This window comes from Streptomyces pactum, assembly GCF_016031615.1.
GTDB classification, from domain to species: domain Bacteria; phylum Actinomycetota; class Actinomycetes; order Streptomycetales; family Streptomycetaceae; genus Streptomyces; species Streptomyces pactus.
On record NZ_JACYXC010000001.1, the window covers coordinates 3,134,104 to 3,151,748 of the forward strand.

The 17,645-nt window shown below is 72.1% G+C and carries 17 protein-coding genes and 1 tRNA gene; 6 read left to right on the forward strand and 12 right to left on the reverse strand.

Annotated elements, in window-relative coordinates; translation table 11 throughout:
- Positions 1-41: 41 nt before the first annotated feature.
- The 7 genes from IHE55_RS12320 to IHE55_RS12350 form a co-directional block, all read right to left on the reverse strand.
- Complete coding sequence (locus IHE55_RS12320; RefSeq protein WP_197989076.1) at positions 42-767, reverse strand: 2-hydroxychromene-2-carboxylate isomerase; 726 nt, start codon at positions 765-767, stop codon at positions 42-44.
- Between the two features lie 21 nt (positions 768-788).
- Positions 789-1,541 (reverse strand): 3-oxoacyl-[acyl-carrier-protein] reductase, encoded by a 753-nt coding sequence (gene fabG, locus IHE55_RS12325; RefSeq protein WP_197989077.1) that lies wholly within the window; start codon positions 1,539-1,541, stop codon positions 789-791.
- A complete protein-coding gene (locus tag IHE55_RS12330; RefSeq protein WP_197989078.1) occupies positions 1,538-2,539 on the reverse strand; it encodes an acyl-CoA thioesterase in 1,002 nt (333 codons plus the stop codon). Before IHE55_RS12330 ends, fabG begins: the two co-directional genes overlap by 4 nt.
- 18 nt (positions 2,540-2,557) lie before the next feature.
- Positions 2,558-3,556 (reverse strand): alpha/beta fold hydrolase, encoded by a 999-nt coding sequence (locus IHE55_RS12335; RefSeq protein ID WP_197989079.1) that lies wholly within the window; start codon positions 3,554-3,556, stop codon positions 2,558-2,560.
- Positions 3,557-3,560: 4 nt separating this feature from the next.
- Positions 3,561-4,550, reverse strand: coding sequence for a beta-ketoacyl synthase N-terminal-like domain-containing protein (locus IHE55_RS12340; RefSeq protein WP_197989080.1), 990 nt, complete (start codon positions 4,548-4,550; stop codon positions 3,561-3,563).
- Positions 4,547-5,680, reverse strand: a complete 1,134-nt coding sequence (locus IHE55_RS12345; RefSeq protein ID WP_197989081.1) for a beta-ketoacyl-[acyl-carrier-protein] synthase family protein — start codon at positions 5,678-5,680, stop codon at positions 4,547-4,549. The genes IHE55_RS12340 and IHE55_RS12345 overlap by 4 nt, the downstream gene beginning before the upstream one ends.
- A 67-nt stretch (positions 5,681-5,747) precedes the next feature.
- Positions 5,748-6,002, reverse strand: a complete 255-nt coding sequence (locus tag IHE55_RS12350; RefSeq protein ID WP_197989082.1) for an acyl carrier protein — start codon at positions 6,000-6,002, stop codon at positions 5,748-5,750.
- A 353-nt stretch (positions 6,003-6,355) separates the two neighbouring features.
- Here IHE55_RS12350 and IHE55_RS12355 point away from each other — a divergent pair, with 353 nt between their 5' ends.
- The 3 genes from IHE55_RS12355 to IHE55_RS12365 are packed head-to-tail and all read left to right on the forward strand — an operon-like array spanning position 6,356 to position 9,017.
- A complete protein-coding gene (locus IHE55_RS12355; RefSeq protein WP_197989083.1) occupies positions 6,356-6,607 on the forward strand; it encodes an acyl carrier protein in 252 nt (83 codons plus the stop codon).
- A gap of 50 nt (positions 6,608-6,657) precedes the next feature.
- On the forward strand, positions 6,658-7,902 hold the full coding sequence (locus tag IHE55_RS12360) for a beta-ketoacyl-[acyl-carrier-protein] synthase family protein (RefSeq protein ID WP_197989084.1): 1,245 nt from the start codon (positions 6,658-6,660) through the stop codon (positions 7,900-7,902).
- 17 nt (positions 7,903-7,919) lie between these two features.
- Complete coding sequence (locus IHE55_RS12365) at positions 7,920-9,017, forward strand: beta-ketoacyl synthase N-terminal-like domain-containing protein (protein ID WP_232265538.1); 1,098 nt, start codon at positions 7,920-7,922, stop codon at positions 9,015-9,017.
- 169 nt (positions 9,018-9,186) lie between these two features.
- Here IHE55_RS12365 and IHE55_RS12370 read toward each other — a convergent pair whose 3' ends face one another.
- From IHE55_RS12370 to IHE55_RS12390, 5 genes are all read right to left on the reverse strand, one after another.
- Positions 9,187-9,825, reverse strand: a complete 639-nt coding sequence (locus IHE55_RS12370; protein ID WP_197989086.1) for a 2-hydroxychromene-2-carboxylate isomerase — start codon at positions 9,823-9,825, stop codon at positions 9,187-9,189.
- A gap of 191 nt (positions 9,826-10,016) precedes the next feature.
- On the reverse strand, positions 10,017-10,751 hold the full coding sequence (locus IHE55_RS12375; protein ID WP_197989087.1) for an IclR family transcriptional regulator: 735 nt from the start codon (positions 10,749-10,751) through the stop codon (positions 10,017-10,019).
- Between the two features lie 268 nt (positions 10,752-11,019).
- Positions 11,020-11,865: a helix-turn-helix transcriptional regulator gene (locus IHE55_RS12380; RefSeq protein ID WP_232265539.1), complete on the reverse strand. Its 846-nt coding sequence runs from the start codon at positions 11,863-11,865 to the stop codon at positions 11,020-11,022.
- Between the two features lie 72 nt (positions 11,866-11,937).
- A complete protein-coding gene (locus tag IHE55_RS12385; RefSeq protein ID WP_197989088.1) occupies positions 11,938-12,708 on the reverse strand; it encodes a helix-turn-helix domain-containing protein in 771 nt (256 codons plus the stop codon).
- A 1,425-nt stretch (positions 12,709-14,133) separates the two neighbouring features.
- Positions 14,134-14,209 (reverse strand) — tRNA-Thr (locus tag IHE55_RS12390).
- A gap of 205 nt (positions 14,210-14,414) precedes the next feature.
- On the opposite strand from IHE55_RS12390, the gene IHE55_RS12395 reads away from it, so the two are divergent.
- The 3 genes from IHE55_RS12395 to IHE55_RS12405 all read left to right on the forward strand — a co-directional run bounded on the left by IHE55_RS12395 (position 14,415) and on the right by IHE55_RS12405 (position 17,494).
- Complete coding sequence (locus IHE55_RS12395) at positions 14,415-15,551, forward strand: ABC transporter ATP-binding protein (protein ID WP_197991957.1); 1,137 nt, start codon at positions 14,415-14,417, stop codon at positions 15,549-15,551.
- 596 nt (positions 15,552-16,147) lie between these two features.
- Complete coding sequence (locus IHE55_RS12400; RefSeq protein ID WP_197989089.1) at positions 16,148-16,564, forward strand: hypothetical protein; 417 nt, start codon at positions 16,148-16,150, stop codon at positions 16,562-16,564.
- Positions 16,565-16,711: 147 nt separating this feature from the next.
- Positions 16,712-17,494, forward strand: coding sequence for a nucleotidyltransferase family protein (locus IHE55_RS12405; protein ID WP_197989090.1), 783 nt, complete (start codon positions 16,712-16,714; stop codon positions 17,492-17,494).
- Positions 17,495-17,645: the final 151 nt, after the last annotated feature.

Genomic DNA, 17,645 nt, shown 5'->3' on the forward strand with positions numbered 1-17,645 from the left:
TCCCTTTCGTCAGATGTACGTGCCGGGTACCGGGCACACGGTCAGGCGCAGCCGCCGGCGATGCCGCCGTCGCCGCCGGGGGTGACCAGCTCGGGCAGCTCGATGAACTCGCCCAGCCAGGACTGGTCGATGTCGCCCTCGACCGGCTCCTCGCCGCGGACCGCGGCCACGAAGGGCTTGAGCCGGTCCACGCCGAAGAACTTGTTGAAGCCATGGACGAAGAACGGCACGCCGAACAGGCCGTCCTTGTACGAGCGGGTCAGCGCCTCGACCCCGCGGGCACGCAGCTCCGCGTCGTCCGAGGCGTTGGCGACCGTGTCGGCGTCCAGGCCCAGCTTCCCGGCCACCTCGCCGATCACCGCGCGGTCGGTGATGTCCCGGCCCTCCAGCCAGCGGGCGCGGTAGACCGCGTCGATGTACTCGCGGCCCTTCCCGGCGTCGGCGGCCACCAGGTAGCCCAGGTGGGAGATCTCCCAGACCGGGTCGCGGTCCACCGGGACGGTCATGTCGAAGCCGCGCAGCTTCGACAGCCGCCGCAGGTCCTGGAGGATGTAGAAGTTCTTCGCCCGCGACATCGGCACGATCGGCAGCTCGACCTCGGCCTCGTCGAGCATCTTCTGGGTGACCTCGTCGGGCTCCCAGAAGGGGATCCACTCGATCGCGTCGGCCACGTCCGGGTAGCGCTCGACCAGGTCCCGGTAGGCGAAGTAGGAGTAGGGGCTGCGCAGCGAGAAGTACCAGCGCGGCTGCTTCTTGGGCTTGGCCATGGGAAGTGGACCCTCCACAGGTCAGAGGTGGATGCCGCCGTCGATCTGCAGGACGGCACCGGTGATGTAGGAGGCGCGGTCGGCGACCAGGTAGGAGACCAGGTCGGCCACCTCGTCGACGGTCCCGACCCGGCGCAGCGGGATCTGGTTCTTCGCCTGCTCGATGACCTTCTCGTTGAGCGCGCTGGTCATGTCGGTGTCGATGAAGCCGGGGGCGACCACGTTGGCGCGGATGCCGTAGCGGCCGACCTCCTTCGCCAGCGACTTGGTGAACCCGATGATCCCGGCCTTGGAGGCGGAGTAGTTGGTCTGGGTGGCGTTGCCGTACACGCCCGCGACCGACGACAGGTTGACGATGGAGCCCGACTTGCGCTTCATCATCTCGTAGATCACGGTGCGGCAGACGTTGTAGACGCCGTCCAGGTTGACCTGGATGACGCGCTGCCAGTCCTCGTCCTTCATCAGCAGCAGCGGGTTGTCCCGGGTGATGCCGGCCGAGGTGACCGCGGCGTCGATCGGGCCGAGGGCCTCCTCGGTGCCGGAGACCCAGGAGCGCACCGCCGCCATGTCGGAGACGTCGGCCTGCTGGGAGAAGACGCGCCGGCCCAGGGCCAGCACCTCCTTCTCCAGCTCGGCGGCGGCGTCCGCGTTGGAGGCGTAGCAGAAGGACACGTCGTAGCCGTCGGCGGCCAGCCGCAGCACCACGCCGCGGCCGATGCCGCGGGTGCCGCCGCTGACCAGGGCGACCTTGGTGGTCTCGGGGGAGTCGCTCACTTGGCGTCACCCTCACCGTTGAACGCGCGGGCGACGCGCTCGTCCCACTCGACCAGGCGGCCCTTCCGGCCGTTCTCCACCACGCCGTAGGCGTGGGTGATCTCACCGGTGGCGGTCTTGATCAGCTTGCCGTCGCGGACCACGTAGTAGTCGAGGCGGGAGGTGTAGAGGAGGTTCTTGAAGATGTTGTCCACCGTGTAGACGATGTACAGGTCCTCCTCCAGGTGCGCCTCGTCCAGCAGCGTGATGTGCGAACGGGTCACCGCAGGGATCCAGTTGGACTCGTCGAGCAGGGCGCGGATGGAGATGCCGCGGGCGTCGACGAAGCGGTGCTTGGCCTCCTCCATCAGGCGCAGGTAGCCGGACATCGGCACCCGCTCGAAGAAGTGCACGTAGGGGTAGGGGACGCGGAACTTCCAGGCGTAGGCGTTCTCGCCGGCGGTCAGCTGCTCCAGCACCGGGTCGGTGCCGGTGGAGCCGCCGGAGATCAGGGTCTCCTCGCCGAGGGCGGCCACCTCCGCGCCCGGCTCGGCCCCGCCGATGTACCGCTTGACGAAGCGCTCCAGCCCGGCCGGGACCGGCTTGCGCTCCGGCATCCGGCGGTCGTCCTCGTCGTAACGGAGCACCGCGCGGGCCTTGGAGGTGACGGCCTTGTTGGGCTCGCCGTCGCGCTCCACGGTGATGGTGACCTTGAAGGACAGCTCCTCGTCGCCGTCCTTGGTGACCGGCTTGACCTCGATGGAGGCCTGGTCGTCCACGATCAGCGCGGTGTTCAGGCGGGAGTCCAGGAAGGTCAGGTCGAAGCCCAGGCCGTGCTCCTCGTAGAGCGCGCCGACCGGCAGGCCGCTGACCCGGAAGTGGTCGATGATCGCCTTCTCGACCAGGTAGTTGACGTGCTTGAAGCCGATGATGGTGCCGATGTTGGCACCCTCGTAACCGGGGCTGTGGACCACCGTCGTGGTCTCGGTCAGCAGGCTCTTCACAGCGGTGTCGGTCATCGTTGTCTTCTCCCTTGCTCAGGCTTGCTCAGGAATCGGCGTCGGTGCCGGGCCCGTGCCCGGGCCCGGTGCGGGGACCGGCACCGGTGCCGGCCGCGGTTCCGGTCGCGGTGGTGGGGCCGGTACCGCCCCGGTGCGGAACCGGTCGACGAAGTCGTCCACCAGTGCCGCGAAGTACGCGCTCCGCTCGGTCATCGGGAAGTGCCCGCAGCCGGGCACCGGGCGCAGCTCGGCCCGCGGCAGCCCGCGGGCCAGCGCCTCCGCCTCGGCCGGCGGCGCCAGGGTGTCGGACGGGCTGGAGACCACCAGCACCGGCAGGTCCAGGGCGGCCAGGTCGGTCCACGGGGTGCGCAGGTACTGCTCGAAGAAGCGCGTCCAGCCGTACGGGCCGATCAGCTCGCACAGCCGCCGCGCCATCACCGCCAGGAAGCGCTCGTCGCCCCGCCCCCGGCCCATCACCCGCAGGCACTCGGCCATGTGCGGTTCGATCCGGTCCCACAGGCCGGTGAACCCGGCGAAGTCGAAGTCCTCCGGACTGGACCGGTGGAACGGCGTCACCAGGACCAGGCCGCGGATGCCGTACCGGGCCGGCGGGTGGGCGGAGGCGCCGTCGCGGTCCGGGTCGGCGCCGCCGAGCAGGTTCAGCAGCAGCATCGCCGAGTACGAGTGGGCGACCACCACGTCGATGCCCTCGCCGCCGGACTCCTCCAGCGCCGCCTCCAGCACCCGGTGCATCCACACCCGCGGGTCCGGGTGGTGGCTCCAGCGGCCGCCGGTGCCGCGCCAGGGCAGCTCGGCGGTGACGGGCCGCCGCCCGGGCCGGGCGTGGGCGACGTACGGGTCCCACACCCGGGCCCCGATGCCCAGCCCGTGCAGCAGCAGGACCCGCGGCCCGGTGTCCGGGTCCGCGGTCCCGCCGGCGCCCGGGGGCGGGCCGGCGGTGGCCGCACCGCCCGCCCGCTGGGGGAGCAGCCGGAACGGGACGGACCCGTCCGGCTGCCGCGCCGGCTGTGTCATGGGGTCAGTCACGCCCCGGTCGGACCAGGACGCCGGCCACGCCGTCGTCGCCGTCGGAGCCGCTGACGGTGAGCAGCGCGCCCCGCTCGCCGGCGGCGAACCGGGCGGCGGCGGAGGCGACCTGCAGGACGCCCAGCGCCCCGGAGGCACGGCCCCACACCCCGGCCAGGTCCACCCGGTCCACGCCCGGCAGGACGTCCGCGTCCGGCGCGTCGGCGCCCTCGGGCACGTACCAGCCGGCCGGCGCCCCGCCGTCGCCGGTGAGCGCCGCCACGCACCCGGCCACCGAGGAGGTGCGGGTGCTCGCGACGCACTCGGCCAGCACCTCGGCGGAGCGCTCGGCCGCGGTCGCGGGCAGTTCCAGGACGACGGCGGCGGCGCCGTCGAGCACCCGGTCGGTGCCCTGCAGCTTGCGGACCACCGCGTTGTCCGGCTCGACGCCGATCACCAGGACGTACCGGGCGCGGCCGGCGCGCAGCCAGGACAGCGCCCAGCCGACCGCGTCCAGGCCTCCGGTGGCGCCGTTGCACACGGTCAGGTTCGGCCCGCGCAGGGTGAACCGGATCGCCACCTCGGAGGCGATGACGTTGCTGGACAGGTTGGGGGTGACGATCGGGCTGACCAGCCGGCTGCTCTTCTCGGCCGCGACGGTGTCCACCACGTCGGTGACCGAGTCCAGGTTGCCGAAGTTGGAGCTGACCACCACCGCGACGGAGGACGGCTCCACGGTCAGGCGGGTGTCGAGCTTCTCGCCCTCCAGCAGCCCGGCGGCGCGCAGCGCGTCGTGCGCCACCACCAGGCCGAGGTGGGTGGCCCGGTCCTTGTAGCGCAGGCCCTTCTTGCCGATCCGCGCGGCCGGGTCCACCGGCTCGGTGCCGGGCTCGGCACGGCCGGGCAGGTCCGCCGGGGTCTCCACCCCGGGCAGGGCCAGGCCCACCCCGGTGATCACCGGGGTACGGGTGGCCTCGGGGGCCAGGACGGTCGTGCCGCTCATCGCGCACCCTCCACAATCGCCACGGCGTTGATGCCGCCGAATCCGAACGCGTTGACCTGAGCCAGCGAGACGTCCTCGGAGACCGCCTCGTCCCGCACGATGCGGAAGTTCTCGACCTCCTCCATCGGGCTGTCCAGCGAGATGGTGGGCGCGATCCGCCCGGTGCGCATGCTGTACAGCGCGGTGATCAGCGAGTGCAGGCCGGAGCCGCCGGAGGTGTGTCCGGTCATGGACTTCAGGGCGGTCATCACCGGCGTCTTCACGTCGTCGCCGAACACCTCGCCCATGGCGACCGCCTCGCCGAGGTCGTTGGCGGGGGTGCCGGTGCCGTGCAGCATGACCAGGTCGATCTCGGCCGGCTCCACCCCGGCCCGGCGGTGCGTGGCCCGCATGACCTCGGCGATCATGCCGGCGTCCGGGGCGGTGGCGTGCACCGCATCGCAGTTGACGCCGACGCCGCGCAGCCAGCCGCGGACGGTGCCGGACGCCGGCGGGGTGCGGCGCAGCACCACGGCCGCGGCGCCCTCGCCGAGGATGGTGCCCTTGCGGTTGACGTCGAAGGGGCGGACCGCGTCCGGCGGGACGGACTGCACCCGGTCCGCGATGGCGAACATCGACTCGGTGATGGAGTCGGTGCCGGCCACCACCACCGCCTCCGGGCCGCCGTCCTGCTGGAGCAGGTCGGTGGCGAGGGAGAGCGCGTAGAGCGAGGCGGAGCACGCGTTGGAGAAGGTGTGCGTGTTGCTCGCGTTGAACCGCTGCCGCAGCGCGGTGCCGAAGTGCAGCTCGCCGGCGGTCATCGGGTCGCCGTCGCGCCACCACCGCTCCACCGAGCGCAGCTCGCGCAGTCCGGTGCCGACCAGCACCGGGATGTCGCCCAGGTCCTCGTCCATCCCCGCGTCGGCGAGGGCCTGGGCGACGGCATCGAGCAGAAAACCGGTGGCCCGCTTCGCCGGTCCGGTCCGGTCCGCAATCTCGTACAGCTCACCGGCGGTGTACCAGTCCCTGGTGAACTCGCGCATCGGCGCGAGACCGCTCTTCGCCGCGCAGAGGTTCGCGAAGATCTCCTCTGCGTCCCGGCCGACACTGGCCACCGCGCCCACACCGGTGATGGGCCACCGCTCGGTCATCTGCTGATCCCCCTCGATCGTTCCACTGGATAGGGAGCCGCACGCCCCGCGACGCGGAGCGTGCCGCTTACTTGGCCGCAGCGGACTCGGCGACGACCTCGGTGACGCCCTTGAGGTTGACCATGCGGGAGAGCTCCGACTGGTCGATCGTGATCTTGAACTCCTTCTCCAGGGAGGCCAGGATCTCGATGGCGCGCAGCGAGTCGGCGCCGTGGTCCTCACGGAAGAGGCTGGTCTCGGTGACCTCGTCCTCCTCCAGCTCCAGGATCTCGCAGACGATCTCCTTGATTTTCTCGTAGCGCTCGTCGGTGGTCGCGGTCATGGAAGCCTCCACGGCAATGGGATACGGAAATTTCCACGTCTTCCCACAGCGAAAGAGCGGGAAGGAGAAAGTGGATTCGCAGGAACACTAGAGGCGCCCGAGCAGGGGCCAAGCCCACCCGACAGGAAGATGCCACAGCGGTTCGCGGGGACGCGTATTCGGTGCCGGCCGGGCGGCAGGTCGTTGTCACTGGAACGAAAGGCGCAACCGCCTCCGAGCTGGGAAGCGTTGGCAGGATGGGGCAGTGAGCAGGGTATTGATGTCACCTTCCTGCGAATGTGGTTGCCGCTGCGGAGCCCGCCTCCCTACTGTCCCAGGGAAAATATCCAGGTAAATGAGAGGTTGAATCAACGATGGCCAATGTCACGGCCGAGCGCGCCGCCACCATCAAGGAGATCGTCTGCGAGATCCTGGAGCTGGAGGAAGACGAGGTCACCGAGACCAGCCTCTTCCGTGAGGACCACGGCGCCGACTCGCTCCGGGCGATCGAGATCCTGGCCTCCCTGGAGAAGGAATTCAAGGTGACGATCGATCAGGCGGAACTCTCCCGCATGGTGAACCTCAAGGGCGTCTACGAGGTCGTTTCCGAGTCCGCCGGCTGGTAGTGCGGCCACGGCCGACGACCACCGCCGCGCCCGAATCACTTGGGGGAGCCATGACGAATATGCCAGTCGGCGCCGCACGCGACGCCGCGCACAGGGTGGTGCTGACCGGATTCGGTGTCTTCTCCAGCATCGGAGTGGGCGCCGCGGAGTTCGCCGAGGGCCTGCGCTCGGGGCGGAGCGGAGCGAAGCCCATCACCGTGTTCGACACCGAGGGTTTCGAGCACACCAACGGGTGCGAGATCCGTGACTTCGACCCCGGGGACTGGATCCACCGGCTCGACGTGACCCGGCTGGGCCGCGCCAGCCAGTTCTCCGTCGCCGCGGCCCGGATGGCCGTGCAGGACGCCGGGCTGGACCCGGCCGAGCTGCGCGACAAGCGGGGCCTGATCTCCATCGGCACCACCGACGGCGAGTCCTTCGACCTGGACCGCCTGGTCGCCAGCCAGCTCAGCGAGGGCTCGGCGAACATGGACAGCGCCATCGCCGGCCGCATCCGCGCCGGCCGGCTGTCCGCGTCCATCGCCCAGGAACTGGAGCTGGTGGACGTCGAGGCGGTGACCGTCCCGACCGCCTGCGCCGCCGGCAACTACGCCATCGGCTACGGCTTCGACGCGGTGCGCTCCGGCGAGGTGGACTTCGCCCTGTGCGGCGGCGCCGACGCCATGTGCCGCAAGACGTTCGCCGGCTTCTACCGGCTGGGCACCATCGCGCCCGAGAAGTGCCAGCCGTTCGACGTCGACCGCAAGGGCCTGCTCACCGGCGAGGGCGCCGGGGTGCTGATGCTGGAGAGCCTGGAGTCGGCGCTGGCGCGCGGCGCCCGGATCTACGCCGAGGTGCTCGGCTACGGCCTCAACTGCGACGCCGACCACCAGGTGGCGCCGCTGCAGTCCTCGGTGGCCGCCTGCATGGACCTGGCGCTGCGGAACGCCGGCGTCAAGCCCGAGGAGGTCGACCTGATCTCCGCGCACGGCACCGGCACCAAGGCCAACGACGTCACCGAGTCCCGCGCCATCCGCTCGGTGTACGGCGACACGCCGCCGCGCACCGTGTCGGTGAAGTCGATGCTGGGCCACACCATGGGGGCCGCCAGCGCGCTCGCCGCGATCGCCTGCTCGCTCGCCATCGTCCACGGGTTCATCCCGCCCACCATCAACCATGGCTCCACCGATCCCGAGTGCGAGATCGACTGCGTGCCGAACGAGGCCGTCGAGGCCGACCTGCGGATCGTCCAGAACAACGGGCTGGCCTTCGGCGGCAACAACGCCGTCGTCCTCCTCGGCCGGTACGAGGCATGACAGGGAGTGTGAGCACGATGACCGGACCACTGATCACCGGCTGGTCCGCGGTCTCGCCGTACGGCATCGGCCGCGAGGCGTTCGAGGAGGGGTTCCGCTCCGGCCGGTCCACGACCGTGCCGCTGGCCGGCGAGGACTGGCTCGGTGAGGACCGGGCCGACACCGAGGCGTGCCTGGTCCCCGGGTTCGTGATCAAGGAGGTGCTCGGCAAGAAGGGCACCCGCGCCATGGACCGGGTCACCGGCCTTGTGGTCACCACCGTCGGCAAGCTGCTGGACACCACCGGCGGCCCGCTGCCGTCGGAGGTCACCGACGCCGACACCGCGCTGGTGCTGGGCACCACCCACGGCAGCGCCAAGAGCATGGTGGACATCACCCGCGACACCCTCACCGACGAGAAGCCGTACTACATCAACACCGCGCACATCCCCAACGCCATCGGCAACGCCTCGGCCGGCATGTGCGCCATCTGGTACGGCCTCAAGGGCCCCAACACCACGCTGGCCGCCGGCCGCTGCTCGGGCCTGTACGCGCTCAACTACGGGCGCCGGCTGCTCGCCGCCGGCCGCGCGAAGACGGTGCTGTGCGGGGCCGCGGAGGAGTACACCACCGACCGCTCCTGGCTGGAGTGGCACAGCCGGGGCGCGGACGAGGCCGGCACCGTGCTCGGCGAGGGCTGCGCCATGGTCTCGCTGCGCGCCGCCTCCGCGGACGGCCGGGGCGACGACGACGCGCTCGCCGAGGTGGTCGGGGTGACCGCCGGCGTGGTGGGCCCGGACGGGGTCGCCGCCTCGCTGGAGACCGTGGTGGGCAACGCGCTGCGCCGGGCCGGGATCTCCCGGGACCAGCTGTGGGCGGTCTCCGCCTCGGCCCCGGCCGGCGAGGCGGGCCGCGCCGAGATGAAGGCGCTGGACGCCCTCTTCGGCGACCTGGACCTGCTCACCCTGGGCCGGCCCGGCCTGATCGGTGACACCTCGGCGGCCACCTCCGCCTTCCAGCTGGTGGCCACCCTCACCGCCGCCCAGGACTCGGCCCGCGCGGCCGGCCGGGTCGCGGTCATCACCTCGGTGGACCGGGACGGCGCGCTCGGCTGCGCCCTGCTGCGGCTCCGCTGACACCGGCGCCCCAAGGTCCGCGGCCGCCCGCCGGCCGCGGACCTGCCGGCAACGGCGGTCACCCGCCGGCCGCGGGCCCGGCACCCGCACCCGGCGGACGCCCGTACGACGACGGCGGCCGGCCCCCTCTCCCGGGGGCCGGCCGCCGTCGTCGTCGCCGCGCACCGGCTCAACAGGCCCGCTCCCAGCCGGCCAGGCCCGCCCGGACGGAGCCGGCGAACCCGGCGAGCCGGTCCACCCCCCAGAACTTCTCCGCGCCGTCGATGAAGTACGGCACCCCGAACACCCCGTCGCGGTGGAGCGAGAACAGCGCCTCCAGACCGCGCTGCCGCACCGCCGGATCGTCCGGTGCCGCGCCCAACGCGGCGCCGTCCAGGCCCAGTTCGGCGCCGATGACGGCGATCACCCGCGGGTCGCAGACGTCCTCGCCGCGCTGCCAGCAGGCCCGGTAGACCAAGTCGGTGAACTCCCGCCCCCGGCCCATCTCCTGCGCGACCAGGAACGCCAGGTGCGGCACCTCCCAGCGCCGGCCGGTCTCCGGCGGCCAGACCGCCTCCAGGCCGCGCTCCCGCGCCAGCCGCCGCACGTCCTGCTCGACGTACCGCCGCTTCTCGTCCGACATCGGCACGTACGGCAGCTGCACCCCGGAGCGCGCCAGGCGGCGCTGGACCGGCTCGTCCGGCTCCCAGAACGGCAGCCAGTCGATGACGTCCGCGACATCGGAATACCGGCCCACCAGATCGGAATGGGCCAGCCACGAATAAGGACTGCTGAATGAGAAATACCAGCGCGGCCGGCTTCGGGACATCGCCGTCTCCTAAAGCAAAGGGGGAAATGAAGGACAGGCCCCGAGAAAGAGGTGTACGGCACGCCGCGGCGCGCGCCGGCGAGGCGCCCCGGTCCCGACACTCCGGACGCACCGCCCGCACCGGGGTGCGCGGCGGTGTCCGGGTCGGACGGCTTCGCACCGGCCCGGCGGGGACGGTGCGTAAACGGGGATCAGCGCTGGATGCCGCCGCTGAGCCGCACCGCCGCGTCGATCACCACACTGCCGTACAGCCGCCCCGGCGTACTGGTCATCCTGGTGACCGGCCCGGAGATCGACAGCGCGGCCATCACCCGGCCGCCGGGCCCGCGCACCGGCGCCGCCACCGCGGCGATGCCGTGCTCCCGCCCGCCGATGCTCTGCGCCCAGCCCTGCCGGCGCACCCCGGAGAGGGTTGCCGCGGTGAACTGCGCCCCGCGCAGACCGTCGTACAGGTCCTCGGGCCGCTCCCAGGCCAGCAGCACCTGGGAGACCGGCCCGGCGTTCAGCGGAAGGGCCGCGCCCACCGGAACCCGGTCCCGCAGGCCCGGGCCGGCCGCGGCGGCCTCGGCCACGCACACCCGCATGTTGCCGCGCCGGCGGTACAGCCGGGCACTGGCACCGGTGATGTCGCGCAGGTCGTTGAGGACCGGGTCGGCGGAGAGCACCAGGTGGTCCCGGCACGCCTCCATGGCCATCATGCCCAGCCGTGGCCCCAGGATGAACCGGCCCTGCGCGTCGCGGGCGAGCAGCCGCAGCCGCTCCAGGGCGAGGACCAGCCGATGGACCGTCGGGCGCTTCAGACCGGTGTCCGAAACCAGCCGCGACAGCGATGCCGGGCCCCCTTCCAGAACACCGAGCAGGAGAGACGCCTTGTCGAGAACACCGACTCCGCTCAGTGCTGACTGTTCGGGAGTAGAGGTAGTCATTGGATGTGTCTCCTCGTCGGACGGGCGGAGGTCCGGCGCGGCTGGGAATGTCCGCCGAACCCCCGCTTCCGGCGGCTCACTCGGGGGGATGAGCATCACCGGAGGAATAGATCATCCTTTTGCACAAGCGGATTCACATTCCTTCGTTCATGTCTATCCGCCGCCGCCAAACACCCGCAACGACGCCTTCAGGAAGCTGCCAGCCATATCGCGCGGGCCGACGCCTTCCGGTCTTCCCGGAATCCGCCGGGCGGCACCGGGACAGTCCTCACCTCCGGGGCTGCGGCGGTTCCTGCGGAGGGGAGACCGGCAGCAGACCCAGCTCGGCCGCCCGCACCCCCGCCTGGAACCGGGAGTTGGCGCCGAGCAGCGCCATGATCTCCGCGACGTACCGCCGGTAGGTGCGCACCGACACCGACAGCTCCCGGGCGGCCACCTCGTCGGTGACGCCCAGCCGCAGCCACTCCAGGATGGGCCGCACCATGTCGGTGCGGGCCCGGTCACCGAAGTCGATGCGCTCGGTCACCTGCAGGGCGTTCCGCCAGATCCCGTCGAAGAGGGTCTGCAGTGTCTCGATGACGCCGGGGTCGCGGATCGCCGAGGCCCGGCGGCCGACCGCCGAGTCGGCGCACACCAGTGCGGCCTTGCCGTCCACGATGAGCGCCGCCAGCAGCGGGATGCGCGCGGCCCGCACCTCCAGCGGCCTGCCGTTGCCCGAATGACGCTGGACGAATGACCAGTCCAGGGTGTTCTGCGCGCAAAGCATGCGTATTTTGACGCTCAGGCCACCGCTTTCCAGCCATTCATCCAGCGCGGAGTAGATGGTACGGGCATGCGCCGCCTCGGCGGCCAGTACCACATCGACGCTTTCACCGGCCTCGTAGACGAGTTCCTGGGCGGCTGCCAGTATTTCCGCTTCCTCCGCCGTGATGGCGGAGACCCAGGAATTCCGGGACTGGCGGTCCCGGTGTTTGACCACGGTGGATTCGATGAGCGCACGGACCGCCAGGAGTTCCTGCGCGATGTCATCTTCTACGTGAGCATGACCATTTTCGGTGTCGTCCTCGTGATGCGCCCGTTCGGCACCCGCCCCGGACAGTGCGGGATCCCTCAACCTTCTCACCCCGTGACATGTATGCGCCGATCAGTCCAACTCAGCCACCAACAAGCACAGTTCTCCCGGGACTCAGTCACACGGCGACAGAAGCCCCAGCTCGACGGCGCGCACCCCGGCCTGGAAGCGGGAGTTGGCGCCGACGTCACGCATGATCGCCGCCACATGGCGGCGGTAGGTACGGAGGCTGACCTGGATCTCCTTGGCCGCCACGTCGTCGGTGTGGCCGGCGCGCAGCCGCTCCAGGATCAGGCGCACCGAGTCGGTCCGCAGCCGCTCGGCGAGGCGGGAGTGCTCGGCGAGCGGGATCGCACTGCCCCACACACCGGCGAACATCAGGTCCAGCGCCCGCACCGAGGCCGGGTCCGCGATGACGGACAGGTAGCGCCCGTTGCGGTCCGGACCGGTACGACCGAAGGCCTGCCGCCCGTCCACGATGATCATTCCCTGGAGATCGACCTCGCTGACCCTGATGTCGTACCCCTGGGTGCCCCGCCGGGTGAAGCCGTGCAGGCCGAGCGGCGCCACCACCTCGGGCGAACACAGCGCCCGCACCGCGATGCCGGCCGAGCGCAGCGCGGTCAGCTTGCCCAGCAGCGGGGCGAAGGGCTTGGCCCGCTCGTAGGTGCCGGGCATGATCACGCTGACACTGTGCCGCGCCCCGTTCATCAGTTGGGTGATCTCCCGCCGGACCGCCGGTCCGTCCGACGCGAGAACCATCGGCGCCCGACGGTCCGGAGTACTCCGGTGCATGGACACAGCGGACTCGATCAGCTCACACACCTGCATGAGCGCGTGCTCCACTCCGTCCGAACCCTCAGTCGCCTTCGACAGCTCTGCCATGACTCCCCCATGCAGTGCGCGTCGCCATGATCACGCACCTGTCGATATACCGCCGAACACTCATACTGGACCGGCCGCCGCGACCTCCCCGCGGCAGAACAATCCAATTAATTGAATCCGCAATGACACGGCCGTCCGCCTCGACACCCGCGTCCACCCCAACGCCACCGGCACTTAACGCGCGAGTAAGAACTCGGCGGTCCGGTCATGCATTGCGATCGAATCTCTCGCACCGCACTTGACGCGCGAGATTAGTTCGCTGGCTCCAACCCAGTCAACGCGCCCCCTCGGGTAAAGATCGCGTAAAACACCCCTTCTGAGCAGGGTGCCCTATAAGCGGACCCCACGGCGTCCGGGTGATTGTCAGCAAGTTGCACCCCCGGACTGAAACTCACCGCGCGTGACCACCCTCCGCATGCACAATCCGCCCGAAGGACGACACTCGGCTATCGAACGCTCCCCCGGTGGCCGCTTGTTGACAGCTCTGTACCTGCCGCCGAGCGGCTGAACCCATGGTGCCGCGCAGGTCTCATGGGGATGTCCGGGCCGTGTCACCAAACAGCCACACCCCGCACACAGGGCCGGTCCCGCCCGCCTCCCGCGGCGCATATGCCACCCGGGTCACGCCTCCCGGCAGTCCCGGGGGCCCTTCCCGGGCGCCGCGCCGTCCACATGGTGAACTCTTTCTCCCGGCCCGCCCGGAGGCCTCCCGGAGGCCTCTCACGCCCCTTCCGCGGGCCACTTCCGGACCCCGCCGAACCCCTCGGGAACTCGCCGGGCAGCCGTCCGTCGACACGCCGGTGGACGCCGGCCGGCCCCAGGACGGGAAGGGGTGCGCACCGGGCCCGGCCCCGGGCGGACGCCGGGGGGCGGGCGGGCAACAGCCTTCCGGCCGGTGGGCGCGGACGGAAGGGGGGCGTGCGGAGCCCTCCGGGCGCCGGGCCGGGTGCGGACACCGTGACCGGGACGGAACGCCCGGACGGCGGGACCGCGGACGGACGCGGGGAACCGGTCGGCGACAGCGGAACGGCCCCGCCCTGGGACGGACACCGGCGCCGCGCCCCGGCCGGCGGGCCCGTTCCCGCGCGGGCGCCCCGGGCGGACCCGGGGGACCGGGCGGGCATCGTCGCGGGCGGGGCCTGCGGTGCGGACCCGCGGCGGAGGTCCGGCAGGGGGGCCGGCGCGGTGCGGGGTCCGGTGCGGGGCGTGCGGCCGGCCGCCGCGGGCGCGGGTTCGGGCGACGTGAGCGCAGGCTTCCGGCGCGGTACGCGAGCGGGCACGCGGTGCGGTCCGGCCCGGTGCGTGAGTGCGGGCGGCGACGGCAAGCGGACCGTACGCGGGACGCGGGCCGCATGCCGTCCGGCCCTCCCCCACGCCCCCCGAGCATGCGAAAACCGCAGGTCACCGGGGTGACCTGCGGCGCAGTGGAGCCGACTGTCGGGTTCGAACCGACGACCTTCGCTTTACAAGAGCGGTGCTCTACCAGCTGAGCTAAGTCGGCGAGTCCACGCCAGTGTACCCATCGGCCGGCGGTGCCCGGCAGCGGTGACTTCACCGGCCCGCGGCGGCGAGTTCACCGGGGCCCGGCTACTGACATCGGTGCCCCGCCCGGGTAGCGTCACAGCGGGCCCACGCGGTGGGCCCGGCACACGACACCTTTACTCGGATCGTCCGGCACGTTCCTGCCGGTGAAGGGACTCATCACCATGGCTACGGTCACCTATGACAAGGCCAGCCGGATCTACCCGGGCAGCACCAAGCCCGCCGTGGACCAGCTCGACATCTCCATCGAGGACGGCGAATTCCTCGTGCTCGTCGGCCCCTCCGGCTGCGGCAAGTCCACCTCGCTGCGGATGCTTGCCGGCCTGGAGGACGTCAACGGCGGCGCCATCCGCATCGGCGACCGCGACGTCACGCACCTGCCGCCCAAGGACCGGGACATCGCCATGGTGTTCCAGAACTACGCGCTCTACCCGCACATGACCGTCGCCCAGAACATGGGCTTCGCGCTGAAGATCGCCGGCGTGAACAAGACGGAGATCCGGCGCAAGGTCGAAGAGGCCGCCAGAATGCTGGACCTCACCGAGTACCTGGACCGCAAGCCGAAGGCACTCTCCGGCGGTCAGCGGCAGCGGGTGGCGATGGGCCGCGCGATCGTCCGTGAGCCGCAGGTCTTCCTCATGGACGAGCCGCTGTCGAACCTCGACGCCAAGCTCCGGGTGCAGACCCGCACCCAGATCGCCGCGCTCCAGCGGCGGCTGGGCATCACCACCGTCTACGTCACCCACGACCAGGTCGAGGCGCTCACCATGGGCGACCGGGTGGCGGTGCTCAAGGGCGGCCTGCTCCAGCAGGTGGACTCGCCGCGAAACATGTACGACCGGCCGGCCAACCTCTTCGTCGCCGGCTTCATCGGCTCGCCCGCCATGAACCTGGTCGAGGTGCCGATCACCGACGGCGGCGTGAAGTTCGGCAACAGCGTGGTGCCGGTGCCCCGGGACGCGCTGACCGCCGCCGCGGACAAGGGCGACACCACGGTCACCGTCGGCATCCGCCCCGAGCACTTCGACGTGGTCGAGCAGGGCGGCGAGGCGGCCGGCTCGCTCACCAAGCAGAGCAAGGACGCCCCGGCCGGGCTCGCGGTCACCGTCAACGTCGTCGAGGAGCTGGGCGCCGACGGGTTCGTCTACGGCACCGCCGAGGTCGGCGGCAGCGCCAAGGACCTGGTGGTCCGGGTCAACGGCCGCCAGGTGCCCGCGAAGGGCTCGGTCCTGCACGTCGTCCCGCGCCCGGGCGAGACCCACGTGTTCTCCACCTCCACCGGCGAGCGGCTCAGCGAGTAACCCGCCCCCGGGTCGCGTACCGGCGCGCACCGCCCCCGCGGCCCGCGGAGGCATGCGGACCGCCGGCCCGGAGGCCGGCGGTACCGCCCGCACGGCACCCCACGGCGCCGTCCCCGCACCCGCGGGGGCGGCGCCGTGGCGCGTCCGGCCCCGGGTACGGGCGGGACCGGGCCGTCGGCGGGCGGGACCGCAGGAGACGGAGGGCCGGCCCACGGCGGGCCGGGCGGCAGCCGGGTGGCAGGGCGACCACGCGCCCCGGCGGCAGCACAGGCAGGAGCCCGGACGACAGACCGGACACGGGCCCGAGCGGCCGACCCGCCGTGGGCCGGGCACGAGCCCCCACGGCAAGCGGGGCGGCGGGCCGGGCGGCGGAGGACGGCGGCACGGACCCCGACCGGACATCCAGCCTTCGTCCCGAAACGTCGCCAGATATATGGACTTCCGGAGCGTTTCGATTCTCTCCGTCAAGGCGAGCGATTCCCGTTTCACCGCTGCGGTCCCTCATCAGGGTGACGCAATGTCTCCAAATCATCACTACTCGCTACGATTCGCGGCGTAACCGCAGTTCCCTCCCTGAACTTCCGCGAGGAACACCCGTGAACACCGCTACCCGCCGCATCGGCCGCACGCTCGCGCTCGTCCTCCCCGTCGTCCTGGTGCTCTCCGGGACCCTCGCCGTGACCCGGGTGCCGTGGGCCGACCCCCGCTCGGAGTCGCAGATCCTCACCGCGTCCTCGGGCCGGGCCTCCAGCCCGGCCGCGCGGAAGGCCCCGCACGAGGCGCTGCGCGACCGGCTGCTCACCGAACTCCGCGAGAAGGACCCGGGCGTGGCCCTCACCCACCTCCAGACGGCGGTCGACCAGCAGCCGACCCTCGCCGAGCACTGCGCCTCCATCGCCCGTGCGCTGGGCCGGGCCGCGGTCGCCAAGTACGGCGCCCAGCGCGCGCAGACGTTCTCCCGGCCGGTCTGCGACACCTCGTTCGCCGCCGGTGTGTCGCACGCCCGCGGCTGAACCGCCGCCCCGGCCGGGTCGGGTCCGGGTCGCCCCGGCCGGACCCGGTCCGGACCCGGACCGGGTCGGGTCCGGGTCCGCCCTCCCGCCCCCGGCGGGCCGGTACCGGGATCATCGTCCGCCACGGCCACCACATAGGGTGCGGCCATGACAGGTGACACCCGCACAGCCACTCCCCCGCCGGCGCAGCCCGGCCGCCCCGCGCATCCGGCCCGGCCCACCCAGGCCGTCGTCCTCGCCGGTGGTCAGGGTTCCCGGCTGCGCCCGTACACCGACGACCGGCCCAAGCCGATGGTCGAGATCCCCGGCACCGGCACGCCGATCATCGGGCACCAGCTCTCCTGGCTCGCCGCCGAGGGTGTCACCGACGTCGTGATCTCCTGCGGCCACCTCGCCGACGTCCTCCGGAACTGGCTGGACTCGGCCGACCTGCCGCTGCGGGTCAGCACGGTGGTGGAGACCGAGCCGCTGGGGCGCGGTGGCGGCCTGAAGTACGCCGCGGCCTCGCTGCCCCACCCCGACCGGCCCTGGTACGCCACGAACGGCGACATCTGGACCCGGTTCTCCCTCCGCGACATGGCGGACTTCCACCACGAGCGGGACGCCGCCGCCACCCTCGCGCTGGCCCGGCCGCGGATCCCCTGGGGCGCGGTGGAGACCGACGAGTTCGGCCATGTGCTGGACTTCATCGAGGCGCCGCCCTCCCCGTACCTGATCAACGCGGGCGTCTACGTCTTCTCGGCGGCCTTCACCGCGATGCTGCCGGACCGGGGCGACCACGAACGCACCACCTTCCCCCGGCTGGCCCGCGAGCGCCGGCTCGCCGGCTTCCCCCTGCCGCACGGGGCGTACTGGCGGGCCATCGACACCGCCAAGGACCTCACCGAGGCGGCCAAGGAGCTGGCCGCCAGCCGGCCCGCCGACGGCTGAACCACCCCCACCGCCGGCCGCGCGCCCGTCCGCACCACGTCCCGCCGGGGCGCGGCGCGGACGGGCGCGGTGCGGCACCCGGCCCGCGTGGCACCCGGCACACACGCCACCGGCCCATGCGACACCCACCGGCACCGGGCCCGCACGGCTC